This is a genomic window from Pseudidiomarina fusca (assembly GCF_032227045.1).
GTDB classification, from domain to species: domain Bacteria; phylum Pseudomonadota; class Gammaproteobacteria; order Enterobacterales; family Alteromonadaceae; genus Pseudidiomarina; species Pseudidiomarina fusca.
Genome location: NZ_JANFPJ010000013.1, coordinates 1 through 17,397, shown reverse-complemented (window position 1 = coordinate 17,397; position 17,397 = coordinate 1). Strand labels below are relative to the sequence as shown.

Genomic DNA, 17,397 nt, shown 5'->3' with positions numbered 1-17,397 from the left:
TATCCTGTTTGACCCATTGCGGATGCTCGTTTGCACTTAAAACGAATCCATGAAATAACCACGACTGTTAAGAAAGTCATGCGCGGCTAAATAACCATAAACAGTAACTTCCCACTTACCTTGATTGCACTCGACCAGATCAGCTTGCTGTAATTGCAGTAGTTGAACATCCAGCTGGTCTGCCGCCAACGTAGGAAGGACGCTTTGTAAGGCTGCACCACTCAGACCGTTGTGAAGAAGCAGTGCATATAGAACAAAAGCACTGGCATCACCGCAATCAGCTGGCATCGCTGGTAAATCTTTAGCATCATCTTGTGTCACGGCCCATAAGGCTAGTGCTAACCCAACGTTTCCCATGGCTCGTGCTGCCAATGCGCGCAGTTGTTTACTCGGTGCCTGAATACCTACTTGCTGCAGCAACGCTTCTGTTGCGGCTGAAAAACAATACACCTGTGGCAAATGTACTGGCCAAGCACGCTGTAGAAAGGCAAAGCTCCAGCTATCACACACGACGATTCCCTTACCTAACTCGCCGCGCATTAACTTAGGTAGCAGGGCACGAATAAAAGCTAAGCCATTGGTTTGTCGCTGCCAATAATCAGCCAAATGATCAATCACCCACACGGGTGCTGCTTGCGGTTGCCACCAGGCCTCGATATCAACACCGGCAAAGAGTTCAGCCTCCGGCGCTTGTAAAACAGGTAACTGGTGACGTTCTGCCCACGCTCGACTAATTGCCGCGGTGCCACTAAAAGGTGGGCTCACCAAAAACTTCACCCCAGTGCCGTCACTAGCCAACCATTCTTGCCACGCCTCATCTAGCGCATCAGCGGCCGGAGCTAAGTCAAAATCACGGTAGCCAGGAAAGTCTTTTGCCTCAGATTCTTCTGTACCTTGCTCTGAGCTAGGAAAAAGATTGCGCAAGTGCTGCACCAATTGCTCAATCCGTGTGCTTGCTGGAGCACTTGGTCGCTCAAATTCAGCAAGCTTAATAATCTGCCAATGATTGTCCTGGCTCATTTGGGTCCTTGTTCATCATGAGGGTTCAACTTTATAGTACCTCGCATGCGGTTGTCGTCAAGCTCACGTGAGAGGATGACGCTCGTGGAGCAAGAATAGTCTAAATTCGTGCTTGGGATCTTGGCTTTATTGGCAAACTACTATTAAATGACAGCATCATCCATGACTAGATTGCACACGGACTATGTTTGAAATTTTCATCGCCGTCTTATTTTTTGCCTTTTCTACAACCATCACTCCCGGCCCAAATAATGTGATGATCATGTCTTCGGGCATGAACTATGGCATTAAAGCCAGTATGCCGCACTTTCTTGGCATTTGTTTTGGCTTCCCATTGATGGTGCTCTTAGTTGGGCTTGGCTTTGGGGTGATTTTTGATAAGTTCCCTAATCTGCACCAATTGATTAAAGTGCTAGGCGTGCTTTATCTCATTTGGTTAGCTTGGCATATTGCTAGTGCCGAGCCACAAGCTATCAAACGTGGTGAGAAAAAACCTTTCAGTTTTTGGCAGGCAGTGTTGTTTCAATGGGTTAATGCGAAAGCTTGGGTGATGGCCACCGGTGCCGTTGCAGCCTTTACTACGGTGCAAGGCTCTCCGTTCATGGAAGTATTGGCTATTACTTTGGCGTTTTTATTGATGGCGTTTCCATGCGTGGGTATTTGGCTGGTCTTTGGTTCGCTCTTACGTAAAGTGCTGACCAACCCGCTAATGCAACGTCTGTTCAATATCACTATGGCGCTTATCTTAGTGCTTTCTGTGGTGCCTGTGATGTTAGAGTTGTGGCACTTCTATATGGCGCCAGCCGCCTAATTAAAAGCGACTGATAGGTTCATCATCAGCATCTAGATAGGCGGTAATGGCAGCAATAAACTCATCGCCATAGCGCTCTAGCTTCTTATGACCCACCCCACTTATGTTGAGCATAGCGCCAGCCGTGGTGGGGTATTCTATCGCCATTTCGACCAAGCTATTATCATTAAAGACCATATAAGGTGCCAACCCTTCGGTATCAGCAATCGTTTTACGAAGTGCGCGTAAACGTCGGAACAAGACTTTGTCATAATCGCCTCTATCAGCCACTCGTGGCTTACTCGTGGCCAAGTTGATTCTTGGTTCAGCTAATTGTAGGGCAATTTCACCACGTAAAACGGGACGTGCAGCTTCAGTGAGTTGTAGCACGCCATACTGTTGCACGTTCTGGACTAATAAACCTCGATGCACCAGTTGTCGAATAATAGCTTGCCAGTACTCTTGGCTATGCTCGGCACCTATACCGTAGGTAGAGAGCTTATCATGCCCAAGATCCATCAACCGCTGTGACTTGCTTCCACGTAGTACGTCTATCACATGAGTAGAACCAAAGCTTTGCTGCACTCGATAAACACACGAAAGTACCTTTTGTGCGTCCACTGTCCCATCGTATTGACGTGGTGGATCTAAACAAATATCACAGTTATTGCAGGGCTTATCACGGTATTCGTTAAAGTAATTTAGCAGCACCAAGCGCCGACAAGTTTGTGCTTCGGCCATGGCTTGCATGGCGAGGAATTTATGAGTCTCTACCCGCTTGCGATCTTCATCCGGATGATCATTAATCACTGAGCGAATCCAGCCCGCATCACTTGGTGCATACAACAGCATTGCTTCAGCGGGTAAGCCATCACGTCCGGCTCGTCCGGTTTCTTGATAATAACCCTCGACACTGCGCGGTATGTCAAAGTGCACGACAAACCGCACGTTGGGTTTATTGATACCCATACCGAAAGCTACGGTTGCCACAACCACATCAATGTCGTCACGCACAAACCCACGTAGCACCCGTTCGCGTTCATCATGGTCCATGCGAGCGTGATAGCCTGCTGCACGCAAACCGTCTCGCTGCAACATCTCAGCTAGCTCTTCTACTTTTTTGCGGCTGCCACAGTAAACAATGCCTGAAGCGCCTTTTTGCTGTGCAATATAGTCGCGTACCTGCTTGAAAGGCTTGAATTTTTCTTCCACTAAGTAGCGAATGTTAGGGCGGTCAAACGAGCCTTTGTACACTTCCGGCTGGTTTAACCGAAGGCGCGAAATGATGTCTGCCTCGGTGGCGGCATCGGCGGTGGCTGTAAGTGCCATAAATGGCACTTGTGGTAGAGCTTCTCTTAATTGCCCCAACTGGCCATATTCGGGACGGAAATCGTGCCCCCACTGGGAGATACAATGAGCCTCGTCGATGGCTACAAAGGCGACTTGCCATTCTTGCAACCGTTTAATAAAAAAGGGCTGCATCACGCGCTCAGGGCTTACATATAAAAGCTTGATCCGTTGCTGCTGTAGCTGTTGATAAATCTCTGCATTTTGCTCAGGGGTGAGGCTGTTATTCAACGCGGCTGCCGCCACACCCATTGCGTGAAGGGCCTCAACTTGGTCTTGCATCAGTGAAATTAACGGCGAAATAACAACCGTCAACCCTTCCGCAGCCAGCGCTGGCAATTGATAGCACAGCGATTTACCGCCCCCAGTGGGCATCAGCACTAAAGCATCATGCCCCTCTTGCACCGCCTGCATCACTTGCGCTTGGCCCTCGCGAAATTTGGTGTAACCAAACACTTCGGCAAGAAGTTGTGACAGCGTAGAAGATGACAAAATAAAGGCCCCAATTGACGGCAATGAACGATAGCTCTATTGTATGCATCCCTGTCGCTGAACACTACCGGCACAGGCCTTTTTCCGTGATATTCCGCCACCATCTGATTAAAAATCGCACGAATGTGAGATCCGACCATAATGACTGAGACCACCCAACGTAGCCGCCAGGGCGTGCTATTTGCTATTGCTGCTTATACCATGTGGGGCATTGCACCGGTTTACTTCAAAGCCCTCGAGAGTGTGCCGGCGATAGAAATTGTTAGCCATCGTATTATTTGGTCATTTGTTCTGGTGTTAGCGCTTATTCTGCTCTTGCGTCGTGGTGGCCGGCTCAAACCCGTGTTACAGAATCGCAAGCACATGTTGCGTCTTACTGTCGCGACCTTTTTACTGGGCGGTAATTGGTTTCTTTTTATCTGGGCGATCAACAACGATCACATTTTAGATGCCAGCTTAGGTTATTACATTAACCCATTACTTAATGTGGCTATCGGCATGGCGTTTTTTGCCGAACGGATGCGGCGTTTACAGCTGGTAGCGATAGGGTTAGCTTTTACTGGGGTGTTTATTCAAGTGGTATCGTTTGGTTCGGTACCTTGGGTGGCTCTTATCTTAGCGAGTAGTTTTGCTATTTACGGTGCTATTCGTAAGCGCCTTCCGATAGATTCTATTACTGGGCTGTGGCTAGAGACTGTGATCTTGTTACCTATCGTACTGGTTTATATGCTCTTTTTCGCTCAATCAGATAACGTGAACATGCTCGACAATAGCTGGCAAATCAACAGTCTACTGGTAGCGGCAGGAGTGGTAACTACCGCGCCGCTGCTCTGTTTTACGGCAGCAGCACAGCGGATCCGCTATTCCACTTTAGGCTTTTTTCAATACATAGGGCCAAGCCTGATGTTTATTCTCGCTGTCTGGGTTTATCACGAGCCGTTAGCGTCAGATAAACTGGTCACCTTTGGCATTATTTGGGCTGCACTGGCGCTGTATAGTTTTGACTCACTGGTACATCAACACCGCTCTAAACGAGCATAGGCAGTCATTAACCATTTGGAGCCTACGCCATCAAAGTTAATTTGAATGCGGCTTTGGGCTCCTACGCCTTCGTAATTAAGCACGGTACCCTCACCAAATTTAGGATGTCGTACGCGCTGTCCTAGCTCATAGCCCGTTTGCTCAAAGGTCTCATGGCTGGCGCCACTATGAAAGCGGCCAAGTGCAGGGCTGTGATGCTGAGTTCGGCTTTGTAAGCGAACATGGTGGAGGGTTTCGGGAGGCATCTCACCCACAAAACGGCTTACTTTATGAAAGAACTCTTGCCCATAAATACGTCGCTGTTCAGCATAGCTAATCACTAATTTTTGCATCGCGCGGGTCATGCCAACGTACATAAGCCGACGCTCTTCAGCTAATCGTCCGCTTTCATCCAAAGACTGCTGCGATGGAAATAGGCCTTCTTCTACACCCACCATAAACACCAACGGAAACTCTAAGCCCTTAGCGCTATGCAGGGTCATTAATTGCACTGCATCTTGATGTTCTTCCGCTTGCTCATCGCCTGATTCAAGGGCTGCATGAGCCAAAAAACTATTCAGCGGCGTCATATTTTCATCGTTGTTTTGCTCATCAAAAGCATGGAAATTATCGCAGGCATTCACTAACTCTTTTAAGTTTTCGACCCGCGTTTCAGCTTTTTCACCTTTCTCAGCTTGATACATCGCCATCAAACCGGAACTTTTGATAATAGTATCGACCTGTCGTCCTAACGGAAAGTCACTGACATCGTCTTCTAATCGATCGATTAAATCTAAAAACGCTTGAACGGAATTACCGGCGCGACCACTGAGAATCTTCTCCTGCACCAATTGCTTGGCCGCATCCCACATGGTGGTTCCACGAGCTCGGGCCCCATCACGAATAATGGCCAGAGTTCTATCGCCGATACCTCGCGTGGGAGTGTTGATCACGCGCTCTAGTGCCGCATCATCGTTGCGACTGGCTAACAGCCGCAAATAAGCCAGCGCATCTTTGACTTCTTGTCTATCAAAGAATCGCAAGCCGCCATAAATTCGGTAGGGAATACGCGCATGCAATAAAGCTTCTTCAATTACCCGTGATTGCGCATTACTACGATACAAAATCGCGACATCTTGCAGGGCATGGCCTTGTTCATGCCACTGCTCGATTTGTCCGGCAACATAGCGTGCTTCGTCCATCTCATTAAAAGCGGCATAAAGATCTATCGCATCACCACTTCCGTCTTCGGTCCATAATTCTTTACCTAAGCGATCGTTATTGTTGGCAATCACTTGGTTGGCAGCCTGGAGAATATTATTGGACGAACGGTAGTTTTGTTCTAAGCGGATGGTTAGTACATTTGGATAGTCCCGCAAAAACTGCTGAATATTTTCTACTTTCGCACCCCGCCAGCCATAAATAGACTGATCATCGTCACCGACAATGGTGACATAATTGGTAGCTTCAGCGCTGTTACTAACCCCTGAGAGTAACTTTATCCATGCGTATTGAATCGAGTTAGTGTCTTGAAACTCGTCCACTAAAATATGTCGAAAGCGGCGCTGATAGTGCTCCCGGACAATAGCGTTGTCGCGCAGCAGTTCATGCGCTCGCAATAATAGCTCGGCAAAATCCACCAGCCCCGCGCGGTCACAAGCTATTTGATATTCTTCATAGATCTCTTTAAAGGTGCGCTCATTAAAATCAAAGCCATCCAAATGATGCGGACGTAATCCTTCGTCCTTCTTGGCATTTATAAACCACTGGGCTTGTTTAGCTGGCCAACGTTTTTCATCTAAGTTTTTATTTTTAATGATACGTTTAAGCAATCGTTGCTGGTCATCGCTATCAAGGATCTGGAAATTTTGCGGCAGCTTAGCGTCCATAAAGTGAGCGCGTAAAAGACGATGAGTTAGCCCGTGGAAGGTTCCGATCCACATAGCGCGTACAGAATTACCTAAAATCTGCTCAATCCGTCCACGCATTTCTGCGGCTGCTTTATTGGTGAAAGTAACGGCCATGATGCTATGGGGCGATACCCGCTGCTCTTGCAGCAACCAAGCGATTCGGTGTACCAGCACCCGGGTTTTACCGCTCCCCGCGCCAGCAAGAACTAGCATGTGCCGCTCATGTGCAGCTACTGCTTGCTGTTGCTTGTCATTAAGTTGGGCGAGTAAAAGGTGCTGAGTCATAAAGTTATCCGAGCTTAGGTATCTATTAAAATGAAAATTACTGGCGCTTGCGGCAGTTTAGTTTTCTAATACTGTATATGCAACCAGTTATTTAGCGAAGCAACTTACTTTAATAAATGCTGCGTTAGGTCTTCAAGGCGCTGATAAGCAAGCGTTGGCAGCACTCGCAAATGCTCAGCTTGACCAAGCCCACCGGTAAACCAGGCACTTTGCCAACCCGCTCGGTGCGCCCCTAAAACATCGGCGTAGGGGCTATCACCAACGTGCAACCACTGCTGCGGATGTAGTTCTGGAAACTGTCTAGCGGCGGCCTCAAACATGTCGGTAAATGGTTTTCCACGTAGCTCTGCATTGGGCTGCAGTATCAATTGAAAATAAGGAGCTAGGCCAATCTCAGTCACGTTCACGTTACCATTGCTTATCGCAATTACGGGTAACTTGGCACTCAGTTGTGCCAGTAACTGATGTACTTGGGGATCAATTTCAACCAAATTACGATACCGCATAAACTCGGCCATCGCTGCAGTAGCACCCGCTTCTGCTTCTGCACTTGGCACGCCAAAGTGCGCCAGCCCCGCGGCTAGAGCAGTTAGTCTAAGTTGGGTCATATCGCTGGCTAAACGAACATCGCGTTGCATGATTTGTTGGCGTAATTGAGCCCAGTCGTGCGGCTGCCAGGTAGCTGTTTGAGGGAATTCACGTACCACATAATCTCGAACGGCTTGCTCGGCGCGTTGCATCACTGGCACGTTGTTATAGAGGGTATCATCCAGATCAAAACTAACTGCTGCAACAGGTAACAGTCGTCGATAAAACTGCATTATTTATTCCTTACTTGAATGACTACTTTTTGCGGGCGCGCGGGTGGGCTCCGTCATAGACCTTGGCTAAATGCTGAAAATCCAAATGGGTATAAACCTGAGTTGTACTTAAGTTTGCGTGCCCTAATAATTCTTGCACAGCACGTAAGTCACCACTTGATTCTAACATATGCGACGCAAACGAATGACGCAGCTTATGCGGATGCAATGAGCCTTTTAGTCCTTGCTGTTCGCCCCAGTAGTTCAAGCGCTGCTGCACTGTCCGCGGGCTCATTCGTGTTTGCCGCTGGGTAACAAACAGAGCAAGCTCGGTTAAGTTGCCTTGCAGCCACTGTGTCCGTACCGGCAACCAGCGCTCAAGTGCAGCTGCGGCGCAGCGTCCGTAAGGCACAATCCGAGTTTTACTCCCTTTACCAAAGACCCGCAGCTCACGATGGCGCGGATTAATGGCATCAACATCTAGTGCCACCAACTCAGCTAAACGAATGCCACTGGAGTACAGCAGTTCCATAATGGCAGCATCACGCAGCGCCAAAGGCTCATTTTGTGGTAGTTGCAATAACTGACTAATGCTGTCTATATCAAGGTTCTTTGGCAGTCGCTTGGCCGCACGAGGAGCTTTCAGTTGTTTGGCCGGGTTATCCTGTAGTTCACCTTCGCGAAGCAAATAATCACAAAAAGTACGCCACGCGGCTAACCGTAAAGCTAGCGATGCATCACCAAGCCCTCGGCGACGCCAGCTAATGAATAACCGCTCTAATACTGATAATTGCAGTTGTTGTGCTTGCTCAATCCGTTGCTCAGCCAAACTATTGAGGTCTTCCACCAAAATGCGGTCGTAACTATTGAGCGTATGTTGAGCTAATCCGCGCTCGCCGGCTAAGTGATGAATAAACCGATGTTTGAGCGCACTGAGTTGCATTATTCCTGGCCCGGTTGCGTTTGGTGCTGTAGTAAAGGCGGCAGCAATTTACTCAATAAATGGCGTAATTGATTAATCAACACCGCATCCATGGTTGGCTGAAAATGACTGGCATCTTGATTGCCTATAGCCAGCATGCCTAATTCGCCTTGTTCACCCAAGAGCAGTAGCGCCACTGAAGCAATGGCTTGCTCAGGAAACAGCAACCGTTGCTCACTTTCAGTGAGGCGACCTAAGTACAAGTTAGTGTCATTAAAACGCTTACTTAGTAACTGTTTGTGAGTGTCAGCAATAAAAGTGAATTGCTCTGGTAGGGGCAGTGGGCTGGCGAAGAATTTCAAGCTCACTGCCGGCATGTTGAGCTGCTCGGCAAAGGTAGCCTGTAAACAATTCATGATATCGGCCAAGCTGTGACAATCGAGTAAAGCAATATACAGCTCGCTGTAGATATTAAAGAGTTGCTCATTGCGTTTAGCCGTGATCATCAATTCGGTAATATCATCTTCCAGCTGACCAACTCGCTGCCGCAATACTTGTTGCTGACGCTCAACCAGGCTTACGGTACCTTGTTGCTCATGGCGTAGCCGCATGTGCTGCAGCAACTGCGGATGACGCTCAAAAAAATCTGGATTTTCAGCCAAATATTCAGCGATCAGCGTATCATCCACTAATGTTTTCGGATCCTTGATTAACTCACCTGTCATAGCTTTAAATATCCATCATAAATATGTTCAGCGGGGCCCGTCATGCGTACGGTCTGACCTGACTGCCAGCGAATTGAGAGGCTACCACCTGGTAACTCAACTGTAACCTGTTCATCTAATTTGCCTTGACGCATACCAATCACGGCGGCGGCACAAGCACCACTGCCACAAGCTTGAGTTTCGCCAACGCCGCGCTCAAACACGCGCAAACGCACACGATCACGAGCGATTATCTGCATAAAGCCCACATTCACACCTTCTGGAAAGCGCTCATGGGTTGCCAGCGCCTGACCAAGCGTTGCTACCGGGGCGGTTTGTACGTTATCCACCTCAATAACTGCGTGCGGGTTACCTATGCCCATCACCCCACACAAAATCGTTTGGTCTTGCTCGCGTAAAATGTAGGTTAGCTCTTCTTTATTCGCTTTAAAGGGAACCTCAGCTGGCGCAAATTGTGGTAAGCCCATCTCTACGGTGATACGCCCATCACGCTCATGATGCAAGACCATGCGGCCTGCTTTGGTGCTTACTTTCAGATGGTTTTTGTGGCTCAATCCTTTCATTTTTACAAACAGCGCAAAACAACGAGCGCCATTACCGCATTGGGATACTTCAGTTCCATCGGCATTAAAAATTCGGTAATGAAAATCTAAATCCGGATCGTACGGTGGCTCAACTAAGAGCATTTGGTCAAAACCCACACCGCGGTGTCTATCGGCCCAATGTCTGATATTTTCTGGGTTGATATAAATATTCTGGGTGACATTATCAATCACCATAAAATCATTACCCAAACCATGCATTTTGGAGAAATTCATCGTGACTCCTCCACCAGCTGTTCGCCCTGCCATAGCTGCTCTAAAGTCTCGCGCGCACGAATTAAATGGGCACGATCACCATCCACCAGCACTTCAGCTGCACGCGGGCGAGAGTTGTAATTGGAGCTCATAGTAAAGCCATAAGCACCGGCATTTAAGACAGCTAAGACATCCCCCTCAACTGCGGCAATATGACGAGCGTGGCCAAGAAAATCACCAGTCTCACAAACCGGCCCAACCACATCCACGATACTGGGTTCAGCATCACTTTGGCGAACCGGGATGATGTCATGATAGGCCTGATACAGCGCGGGCCGGAGTAAATCATTCATTCCCGCATCAACCAATAAGAAATTCTTATCCAAACCTGGTTTATTAAATTCAACCCGAGTTAGCATAACGCCAGCGTTACCAACAATCGCTCGACCTGGCTCTAACATCAGTGTCAAATCGGTCACATCTTGAGCTTTTTGCTGCAACCTAAGTAAGTAATCACTTACATCCATCGGCTGTTCATGGTTGTAGGATATGCCCATACCACCGCCCATATCTAAGTGCCGAATATGAATGCCTTCGCTACGTAACTGGCGAATTAAATCGAGCATGATGTCAGCAGCATCAAGAAACGGACTGGCTTTTAAAATTTGCGAGCCGATGTGACAATCCAAGCCTTTTAAATCAAGATTCTTTAGGCTTGCCGCATGCCGTGCCAAAGCGACCGCATCCGTCATGGCAATACCAAACTTATTGGTTTTTAGCCCCGTTGATATATAAGGATGGGTTTGCGCATCCACGTCCGGATTAATCCTCAGACTGACCGGAGCCACCTTATCCAGCGCCGCGGCGACATCATTCAAACGTTCTAATTCTGCCGCCGATTCCACGTTAAAACAGTAGATGCCTTGCTCTAGAGCATAGCGCATTTCTGCCCGCGTTTTTGCGACGCCAGAAAAAACGACGCTATCAGCGCGTCCACCTGCAGCCAATACGCGCGCGAGCTCACCACCTGAGACTATGTCAAAACCTGCGCCCAGTTTGGCCAGTTGATTAAGAATAGCCAAGTTGCTGTTAGCCTTAACCGCATAACAGAGTCGGTGAGGTGCCGGCCAGACCTTAGCGAATTGCTGCCAATTAGCCAGCAACTGAGCTTTGGAATAAACAAACAATGGCGTACCAAAACGTTCAGCCAGCTCATTGAGCGGACACTGTTCCGCATGTAATTGCTGCTGCAGGTAATCAAAACTCATTGGCTTTTATCCTGTAGCAAAGCTGTGGTTACTGGTGTTTGATTAGGCTCAGCCGGTGGCGGTAGTTCAAGCGGACCTTTTTGTCCGCAGGCGACCAACGTCAGCGATCCTGCTACAATGATCAGACGCATTACTTTCAGATTAAACATCGGTAAACTGTACCTACTTTATTTGGGTCATAAATCGTATGGTGTCTATCATCGCATTGAGACGCACAAATGTCATTATTAGGAGTGGACATGCAAGAGCACGACTATCATGAATTAGCAGAAGCTACTATTTTAGCTATTGAAGAGGCTGTTGAAGCCTGCCACGTAGACATAGATACTGAATCGGGCGGAGATATTCTGGAGCTGACGTTTCCTAATAACACGAAAATGGTGATTAATAAGCAGCCACCCCTACAGCAGTTGTGGGTTGCAACCAAATTTAATGGTCATCATTTTGAGTATCGTGATGGTGTCTGGATTGATAACCGGACGGGTGCTGAATTGTGGCAATTATTGAGTGAAGCAGCCAGCAAGCAAGCTGAAACTGACGTGACACTAGCTCCATTAAGCTAATCAGGATGTGGGGATAAAGGATGAGTGAGACACTACGTATTGCTACACGTAAAAGCATGCTGGCGATGTGGCAAGCAGAACACATTAAAGCACGTTTAGAGGCCCTGCACGAAGGGCTCACGGTTGAGTTACTACCTATGAGCACCCGCGGAGATGTGATTTTAGATACACCGCTGGCCAAAATTGGTGGTAAAGGCCTCTTCGTCAAAGAACTTGAAGTGGCGATGTTAGAGGGCCATGCCGATTTAGCTGTGCATTCTATGAAGGATTTACCGGTGGAGTTTCCACCAGGGCTTGAGCTCTTTGGTATTTGTGAGCGCGAAGATCCGCGAGATGCCTTTGTCTCAAATACCTATGCAAGCCTTGATCAGCTTCCTGAAGGAGCCGTGGTCGGCACCTGCAGCTTGCGCCGCAAATGCCAAGTATTGGCACAGTTTCCTCACTTGGTTGTCAAAGACTTACGTGGCAATGTGCAGACCCGCTTGAACAAACTTGATGAAGGCCAATTTGATGCCATTATTTTAGCCGCATCAGGGCTTATCCGGCTGGAGCTACAACATCGTATTAGCCAGCGAATTCCGGCAGAAACCTGTTTACCCGCTAATGGCCAAGGTGTGTTAGGCATTGAATGCCGTAGTGATGATGCTCGTACCAAAGAACTCTTAGCGCCCTTAACCTGCCCTGACACACGTAGTTGCGTATTAGCTGAACGGGCGATGAATCGACGCCTACAAGGTGGTTGCCAAGTACCTATCGGTGCCTATGCTGAGTTGCATGGCGACGAACTGCATTTACGTGGTTTGGTGGGGCGTCCTGATGGTAGCGAGATCATTGAAGGCGACATTCGCGGTCTGCGTGATGATGCCGAGCAATTAGGCATTGAATTAGCGGAATATTTGTTATCCCGCGGTGCTGATGTCATCCTGAAAGATGTCTACGCTGAGAACGAGCTACATTCATGAATCATAAGCTACTTATTTTACGCCCTGACGAGCAATCAAAACCTGTGCAAATGCGCTTACAGCAACAAGCTAAACAGCTCGAGCTAGGCGACTTGCAGACAGAATGCTTTAGCATGGTGAAAATTAGTAGCTATGACGACCCCAACAGCAGTTACGTGCAACTATTGGCTGAACCTTGGGATGCCGGGTTGATGGTTAGCGTAAATGCTGCCCGCTATTTTGCAGAACAAAAACAAGCATGGGCTGCCGATGTCCCGGTGCCGATGGCTCGCTGGTTTGCTGTTGGCCCTACTAGTGCCGCAGCTATTGCAGCAACCGTTGGCCGACCTGTTACTTGTCCATGGCGGCAACACAATAGTGATGCTTTACTAGAGTTGCCGGAGCTACAGCAGGTGGCTGGCCAACGCTGGTTGCTAGTACGCGGACATGGTGGCCGCGAGGTCTTTGCGGAGACCTTACGCGCACGAGGTGCCGACGTACACTATTTGGAAGTTTATCAACGCACTCCCGTAGCTATTAAACCGCAGCTTATTACCCAGTGGCAAACTCAGGTACAGGGCATTATGGTCACCAGTGCCGAGCAGCTCGATTATTTTCTTACTGCGATGCCCAGCTCTGCATCAACTTGGTTAGCCCAATGTTATTGGGTTGTCGCTAGTGAGCGGTTAGCACGCATGCTACCTACTACCTACCAACGAGCATGTGTAGTTGCTGATAGCGCTACTCCCTTTGCTCTCACTCAGGCTTGGGTAAAAGCCATTAAGAACCAACAGGATACCATTCTATGACGCCAACCAAATCAACCAAGGATACCGATGCGGTAGCTGAAATTGATAGTCCTACCGATATCGATAACCCTACCGAGACCACCACACCTACGAGTAAGCCGCGGCGCGGTGGTATGGGCTGGTTGGTCGCAGTGCTGGTGCTTGCAGCCGCAGGAGCTGCACTCTGGTATGGTTATCAGGTGGTCGTGCTTAAACAAGCACAGCAACTGCATGAGTTAACTCGCCAATATTCCACACTAGAGCAACAGTTTAGCCAGTTACAGCAAGATCTAAAATCCCAAAATGATACCTTTAAAGCCACTGTTGACGAGCAGATCCAACAATCCAATCGCGGGCTACAACGAGTTCTTAACGAACAAGCCGACCTCTTAGAAAGTAACCAAATGGCCGTTCGTTCTGTGCAAGCCGAACTAGCGCAACTGGATATCACTCAGCAATCAAGCTGGCGAATTTTTGAAGCACGGGCGCTAGCGGAACGCGCCGCAAGTAAGTTGTGGATAGAACAAGATATTGCTGCTGCAGTTGAGTTATTAAAGCTCGCCGATTCGCACCTGCGAGCATTGAGTAATCCCGCTCATCAAGCGGTTCGTCAAGCCTTAGCAGATGATATTTTGCGCTTAAGCTCACTGCCAGCGCAACAAAGCGAAAGCATCACTCTCACGCTAGGAAGTTTACGCAATCAACTACAGCATAGTCACTGGTATCAGCAGCCTACACCAGGTGTTAGCAATTCGGTAAACGAGGCCTCTGCGAGTGGCTGGCAACGCTTTAAACAAAGTTTCACGGCACTTATGGATAAGTTAATTCGGGTGCAACGTCGTGATACCCCGGTGCAGCCTTTAATTGCCGATACCTATTTTACCGCCAGCAAAGAGCGCGTGTTACTGCAGCTGCAACTAGCCCAGCAGGCTGCTCTGAGCGGCTCGCAGCAGGTTTTTGAGCAAGCCCTTGCCACTGCAATCGAGCAACTCACAACTATCACCGAGATCAGCGATAATGCCGACATTGAGCCTATCCTCGAGCAATTGATGACCTTACAAGAAGCCAAATTGCAGCCTGAGCTACCAGCTCAGTTACCTGCTGTTGCTCTCCTTTCCCGATTAGCTGAGCAATATGCCGTAGGGCAAACCGCTGAGGAGGACTTATGAGGTTTGCGCTAACGCTGATTATTTTATTGATTGCAGGGTTATTGATAGGCCCTCTGTGGTCAGGTAATACCGGTTATATTCTGATCAGCCTGGGTCAATGGACTATAGAGACAAGTATTGTTGCGGCCGTTATTATCCTAACCTTATTGATTTTAGTGCTACGGCTACTTTTAGCTGGCATTCGCCGGGTCATTCGCGGTACCAGCTGGGGTATGAGTTGGTTTGGTAGACGCCGTGAAGCCAAAGCTGGTGACGCCTATACTGACGCCCTTGAAGCACTGCTACAAGGCGACTATGTGCTAGCTTCACGCAACATCAATCGTTGTTATCAGCTTGGCAAAGATCAGCAAGATGCCTTATTAGCAGCATACATCGCAGCCCAATTAGGTGATTTAAACCAAGCCCAAGACTGGCTCAATAAGACTGGCCGTACCGATGATTTTCGCTTAGCGGAGATGTTATTTTCTTTACGGGCAGATCCTGCTAATGCAAGTAGTCGAATAACCGAGCTAGCCGGTTTATTGAAGCAGTATCCTCATCACCCGCAGCTCGTTAAGTTAGCGATTTTGAGTTACCGCAACTTACATAAGTACCGTGAAATTTCTGATTTATTGCCAACTGCAGCACAATTAAATTTGTTCAGCGCTACCGAATTAGCGGAGCTTACTGAGCAAACATACTTAGCCTTGATGCTAGCCGCAGCGAAGTTAAGCTTACCTTCATTACGCCAATATTGGCAAAGCTTAAGCAAAGAACAACGTGCCACCACAGCGATCAGGACGGCTTACTTACAGACACTGATTAAGCTCGAACAAAGCACTGCTGCCGATAAAATAGCTGCTCGTGGGTTAAAACGTGGACAGTTAGAATTAGCGGACTTACTGCAGCGTCAGTTATTGGTTGCCGGCACAGAATTACGGGAATGGTTACAACAGCAATTAAAACAACATCCCGATGACGCGCTGCTGTTGCAAGCTTTAGGTCAGATGGCCTACCTCAGCAAAGACTACTCGTTAGCACAACGGGCATTGCGTAAAGCTACTGAATTAGCACCATCGCAGCGAGTATGGTTCGATCTGGCTCAAACCTATGATGCCTTAGGCGATACCAACGCTGCTTTACGTGCCTATCGCGAAGGGCTACAGTACTCGTGATAAACGCACCATAATTGAATGAAAGGGCAGTTATTACTGCCCTTTTTTATCATTGCTATTACTTACGAATACCTTCAATCGACAAATAGATTTCTACGGTTTCAGATGCTGGACCCAAATCATAGTCCATACCAAAATCCGCTGGAGTAATTGTCACCGCCCCTTCAAACCCGCGACGGAATCCACCCCAAGGGTCTTGCCCAGCGCCAATTTCTGTCACATCAATTGAAATGGGTTTAGTGGTACCGTGCAAAGTAAAGTTACCCTTCAAAACACCGGTACCGTCGCCATTAGCAGTGTAGCTCGTTGACTCAAACTTAGCTTGCGGGTATTTACCAACGTTAAAGAAGTCAGCGCTGCGTAAATGCTTGTCACGCTCGGCGTGATTACTGTCTAAGCTTGCCACGTCAATAGTTACATTAACTTTGGCTGCACTAGGGTTGGCCTCGTCGTAACTGAAGGTTCCTTCAAAATCGTTGAACCGACCGAGCAACCAGCTGTAGCCTAAGTGGCTAACCTTAAATTGTACGAATGCATGAGCACCGCCCGTATCAATCACATAGTCTTCGGCTTGCACCGGAGCTGCTGCTAAAAAAGTAGCTGACATAATCGTGGCTAACAAAAGTTTTTTCATGATAAATCTCCGTTATTAGTTAATCATTTATTGGTCGCAGCATGCGCTTTAGGGTTTCATCTTTGTGAATAAAGTGATGCCTTAAGCCTGCTAGACCATGTCCAATCGCTATAATCACAAGACTCAGTGCGGCATACCAGTGCACCTGTCCAGCGATGTCTTCTTGCTGCGGAATGGAGGTGATCAAGGCTGGTACTTCAAACCAATCAAACACCGAGATTCCACGCCCATCCGCCGTTGAAATGAGGTAACCACTGATCATGGTGATAAACAACAATGCATAAATCAGTGCGTGTCCTAACTTGGCACCTACTTGCTCAAACGTCTTGCCAATAGCTGTGGGTCTTGGTTGCGTAAGTTTCCAGGTCAGCCTAAAGATGGTGAGCAATAACAACGTCATGCCAAATGATTTATGCCACCATGGGCCTAATCGATACCAGGCATCGTAGTAGCCCAGTGTTAACATCCAATAGCCTAAGCCGAATAAGGCAAAAACCATCATAGCTGTTAACCAATGCATGATAATTGCCACCCAGCCGTAGCTACGTATTGAGTTCTTGAGCATAGTCAGTCTCCAAGTTACATCTGTTATTTTAGTCTCATTTATTGAAATTAATATCGGCAATTATAGACTGTTTAATTCTATTTTTTAGAAAGGTTTGTGTGATGGGTAGCCGGCAGCCGTTCGCGATCTTTTCGAGCGCGCAACGAAAAAACCCCTAGCATAGCTGCTAGGGGTTGTTCGTATTTGGTGCCTGGCGGTGACCTACTC

At 48.1% G+C, this 17,397-nt stretch carries 18 protein-coding genes; 7 read left to right on the top strand and 11 right to left on the bottom strand.

Annotation, left to right across the window (positions count from 1 at the left end; all coding sequences use genetic code 11):
* Positions 1-36: 36 nt before the first annotated feature.
* Positions 37-1,020 (bottom strand): hypothetical protein, encoded by a 984-nt coding sequence (locus NOG12_RS07885; RefSeq protein ID WP_313932916.1) that lies wholly within the window; start codon positions 1,018-1,020, stop codon positions 37-39.
* Positions 1,021-1,204: 184 nt separating this feature from the next.
* On the opposite strand from NOG12_RS07885, the gene NOG12_RS07880 reads away from it, so the two are divergent.
* Positions 1,205-1,831: a LysE family translocator gene (locus NOG12_RS07880; RefSeq protein ID WP_313932915.1), complete on the top strand. Its 627-nt coding sequence runs from the start codon at positions 1,205-1,207 to the stop codon at positions 1,829-1,831.
* On the opposite strand, the gene recQ is transcribed toward NOG12_RS07880, so the two are convergent.
* On the bottom strand, positions 1,832-3,664 hold the full coding sequence (recQ, locus tag NOG12_RS07875; protein ID WP_219968257.1) for a DNA helicase RecQ: 1,833 nt from the start codon (positions 3,662-3,664) through the stop codon (positions 1,832-1,834). It lies immediately after the preceding gene.
* A gap of 126 nt (positions 3,665-3,790) precedes the next feature.
* On the opposite strand from recQ, the gene rarD reads away from it, so the two are divergent.
* Positions 3,791-4,690 (top strand): EamA family transporter RarD, encoded by a 900-nt coding sequence (gene rarD, locus NOG12_RS07870; RefSeq protein ID WP_110076472.1) that lies wholly within the window; start codon positions 3,791-3,793, stop codon positions 4,688-4,690.
* Here the strand turns inward: rarD and uvrD are convergent.
* The 7 genes from uvrD to lptM all read right to left on the bottom strand — a co-directional run bounded on the left by uvrD (position 4,666) and on the right by lptM (position 11,507).
* Complete coding sequence (uvrD, locus tag NOG12_RS07865; RefSeq protein ID WP_313932914.1) at positions 4,666-6,864, bottom strand: DNA helicase II; 2,199 nt, start codon at positions 6,862-6,864, stop codon at positions 4,666-4,668. The two genes, rarD and uvrD, sit on opposite strands and share 25 nt — an antisense overlap.
* A gap of 104 nt (positions 6,865-6,968) precedes the next feature.
* Positions 6,969-7,685, bottom strand: coding sequence for an HAD-IA family hydrolase (locus NOG12_RS07860; protein ID WP_313932913.1), 717 nt, complete (start codon positions 7,683-7,685; stop codon positions 6,969-6,971).
* A gap of 22 nt (positions 7,686-7,707) precedes the next feature.
* Positions 7,708-8,607 (bottom strand): tyrosine recombinase XerC, encoded by a 900-nt coding sequence (locus tag NOG12_RS07855; RefSeq protein WP_313932912.1) that lies wholly within the window; start codon positions 8,605-8,607, stop codon positions 7,708-7,710.
* Positions 8,607-9,311, bottom strand: coding sequence for a DUF484 family protein (locus NOG12_RS07850; RefSeq protein ID WP_110076476.1), 705 nt, complete (start codon positions 9,309-9,311; stop codon positions 8,607-8,609). Before NOG12_RS07850 ends, NOG12_RS07855 begins: the two co-directional genes overlap by 1 nt.
* Positions 9,308-10,129 carry a diaminopimelate epimerase gene (gene dapF, locus NOG12_RS07845; RefSeq protein ID WP_110076477.1) on the bottom strand — a complete coding sequence of 274 codons (822 nt, stop codon included), beginning with the start codon at positions 10,127-10,129 and terminating at the stop codon, positions 9,308-9,310. The genes NOG12_RS07850 and dapF overlap by 4 nt, the downstream gene beginning before the upstream one ends.
* Complete coding sequence (gene lysA / locus NOG12_RS07840; protein WP_313932911.1) at positions 10,126-11,376, bottom strand: diaminopimelate decarboxylase; 1,251 nt, start codon at positions 11,374-11,376, stop codon at positions 10,126-10,128. The genes dapF and lysA overlap by 4 nt, the downstream gene beginning before the upstream one ends.
* On the bottom strand, positions 11,373-11,507 hold the full coding sequence (gene lptM, locus NOG12_RS13365) for an LPS translocon maturation chaperone LptM (RefSeq protein ID WP_418055313.1): 135 nt from the start codon (positions 11,505-11,507) through the stop codon (positions 11,373-11,375). The genes lysA and lptM overlap by 4 nt, the downstream gene beginning before the upstream one ends.
* A 108-nt stretch (positions 11,508-11,615) precedes the next feature.
* Between lptM and cyaY the strand changes: the two genes are divergently transcribed.
* From cyaY to NOG12_RS07815, 5 genes are read left to right on the top strand one after another with little or no spacing between them, the layout of a single operon-like run.
* On the top strand, positions 11,616-11,939 hold the full coding sequence (gene cyaY, locus NOG12_RS07835; RefSeq protein ID WP_110076479.1) for an iron donor protein CyaY: 324 nt from the start codon (positions 11,616-11,618) through the stop codon (positions 11,937-11,939).
* Between the two features lie 20 nt (positions 11,940-11,959).
* Positions 11,960-12,901 (top strand): hydroxymethylbilane synthase, encoded by a 942-nt coding sequence (gene hemC / locus NOG12_RS07830; RefSeq protein WP_153826309.1) that lies wholly within the window; start codon positions 11,960-11,962, stop codon positions 12,899-12,901.
* Positions 12,898-13,689, top strand: coding sequence for a uroporphyrinogen-III synthase (locus NOG12_RS07825; protein ID WP_153826310.1), 792 nt, complete (start codon positions 12,898-12,900; stop codon positions 13,687-13,689). The genes hemC and NOG12_RS07825 overlap by 4 nt, the downstream gene beginning before the upstream one ends.
* The gene (locus NOG12_RS07820) at positions 13,686-14,837 is read left to right on the top strand and encodes a uroporphyrinogen-III C-methyltransferase (RefSeq protein ID WP_313932910.1); all 1,152 of its coding nucleotides are present in this window, start codon (positions 13,686-13,688) and stop codon (positions 14,835-14,837) included. The genes NOG12_RS07825 and NOG12_RS07820 overlap by 4 nt, the downstream gene beginning before the upstream one ends.
* A complete protein-coding gene (locus tag NOG12_RS07815; protein ID WP_313932909.1) occupies positions 14,834-15,991 on the top strand; it encodes a heme biosynthesis HemY N-terminal domain-containing protein in 1,158 nt (385 codons plus the stop codon). The genes NOG12_RS07820 and NOG12_RS07815 overlap by 4 nt, the downstream gene beginning before the upstream one ends.
* Positions 15,992-16,049: 58 nt before the next feature.
* Here NOG12_RS07815 and NOG12_RS07810 read toward each other — a convergent pair whose 3' ends face one another.
* Together NOG12_RS07810 and NOG12_RS07805 are read right to left on the bottom strand one after the other, a co-directional pair.
* Complete coding sequence (locus NOG12_RS07810; protein WP_313932908.1) at positions 16,050-16,625, bottom strand: YceI family protein; 576 nt, start codon at positions 16,623-16,625, stop codon at positions 16,050-16,052.
* Between the two features lie 19 nt (positions 16,626-16,644).
* Positions 16,645-17,190, bottom strand: a complete 546-nt coding sequence (locus NOG12_RS07805) for a cytochrome b (protein ID WP_313932907.1) — start codon at positions 17,188-17,190, stop codon at positions 16,645-16,647.
* Between the last annotated feature and the right edge of the window lie 207 nt (positions 17,191-17,397).

Bases quoted from the DNA above. Each gene is read 5' to 3' on its own strand.
- NOG12_RS07820 (WP_313932910.1), top strand. From the start codon at position 13,686: ATGACGCCAACCAAATCAACCAAGGATACCGATGCGGTAGCTGAAATT.
- lptM (WP_418055313.1), bottom strand. From the start codon at position 11,507: ATGCGTCTGATCATTGTAGCAGGATCGCTGACGTTGGTCGCCTGCGGA.
- NOG12_RS07805 (WP_313932907.1), bottom strand. From the start codon at position 17,190: ATGCTCAAGAACTCAATACGTAGCTACGGCTGGGTGGCAATTATCATG.
- NOG12_RS07855 (WP_313932912.1), bottom strand. From the start codon at position 8,607: ATGCAACTCAGTGCGCTCAAACATCGGTTTATTCATCACTTAGCCGGC.
- NOG12_RS07860 (WP_313932913.1), bottom strand. From the start codon at position 7,685: ATGCAGTTTTATCGACGACTGTTACCTGTTGCAGCAGTTAGTTTTGAT.
- cyaY (WP_110076479.1), top strand. From the start codon at position 11,616: ATGCAAGAGCACGACTATCATGAATTAGCAGAAGCTACTATTTTAGCT.
- dapF (WP_110076477.1), bottom strand. From the start codon at position 10,129: ATGAATTTCTCCAAAATGCATGGTTTGGGTAATGATTTTATGGTGATT.
- NOG12_RS07825 (WP_153826310.1), top strand. From the start codon at position 12,898: ATGAATCATAAGCTACTTATTTTACGCCCTGACGAGCAATCAAAACCT.
- NOG12_RS07810 (WP_313932908.1), bottom strand. From the start codon at position 16,625: ATGAAAAAACTTTTGTTAGCCACGATTATGTCAGCTACTTTTTTAGCA.
- NOG12_RS07815 (WP_313932909.1), top strand. From the start codon at position 14,834: ATGAGGTTTGCGCTAACGCTGATTATTTTATTGATTGCAGGGTTATTG.
- hemC (WP_153826309.1), top strand. From the start codon at position 11,960: ATGAGTGAGACACTACGTATTGCTACACGTAAAAGCATGCTGGCGATG.
- NOG12_RS07850 (WP_110076476.1), bottom strand. From the start codon at position 9,311: ATGACAGGTGAGTTAATCAAGGATCCGAAAACATTAGTGGATGATACG.
- uvrD (WP_313932914.1), bottom strand. From the start codon at position 6,864: ATGACTCAGCACCTTTTACTCGCCCAACTTAATGACAAGCAACAGCAA.
- lysA (WP_313932911.1), bottom strand. From the start codon at position 11,376: ATGAGTTTTGATTACCTGCAGCAGCAATTACATGCGGAACAGTGTCCG.
- NOG12_RS07885 (WP_313932916.1), bottom strand. From the start codon at position 1,020: ATGAGCCAGGACAATCATTGGCAGATTATTAAGCTTGCTGAATTTGAG.
- NOG12_RS07880 (WP_313932915.1), top strand. From the start codon at position 1,205: ATGTTTGAAATTTTCATCGCCGTCTTATTTTTTGCCTTTTCTACAACC.
- rarD (WP_110076472.1), top strand. From the start codon at position 3,791: ATGACTGAGACCACCCAACGTAGCCGCCAGGGCGTGCTATTTGCTATT.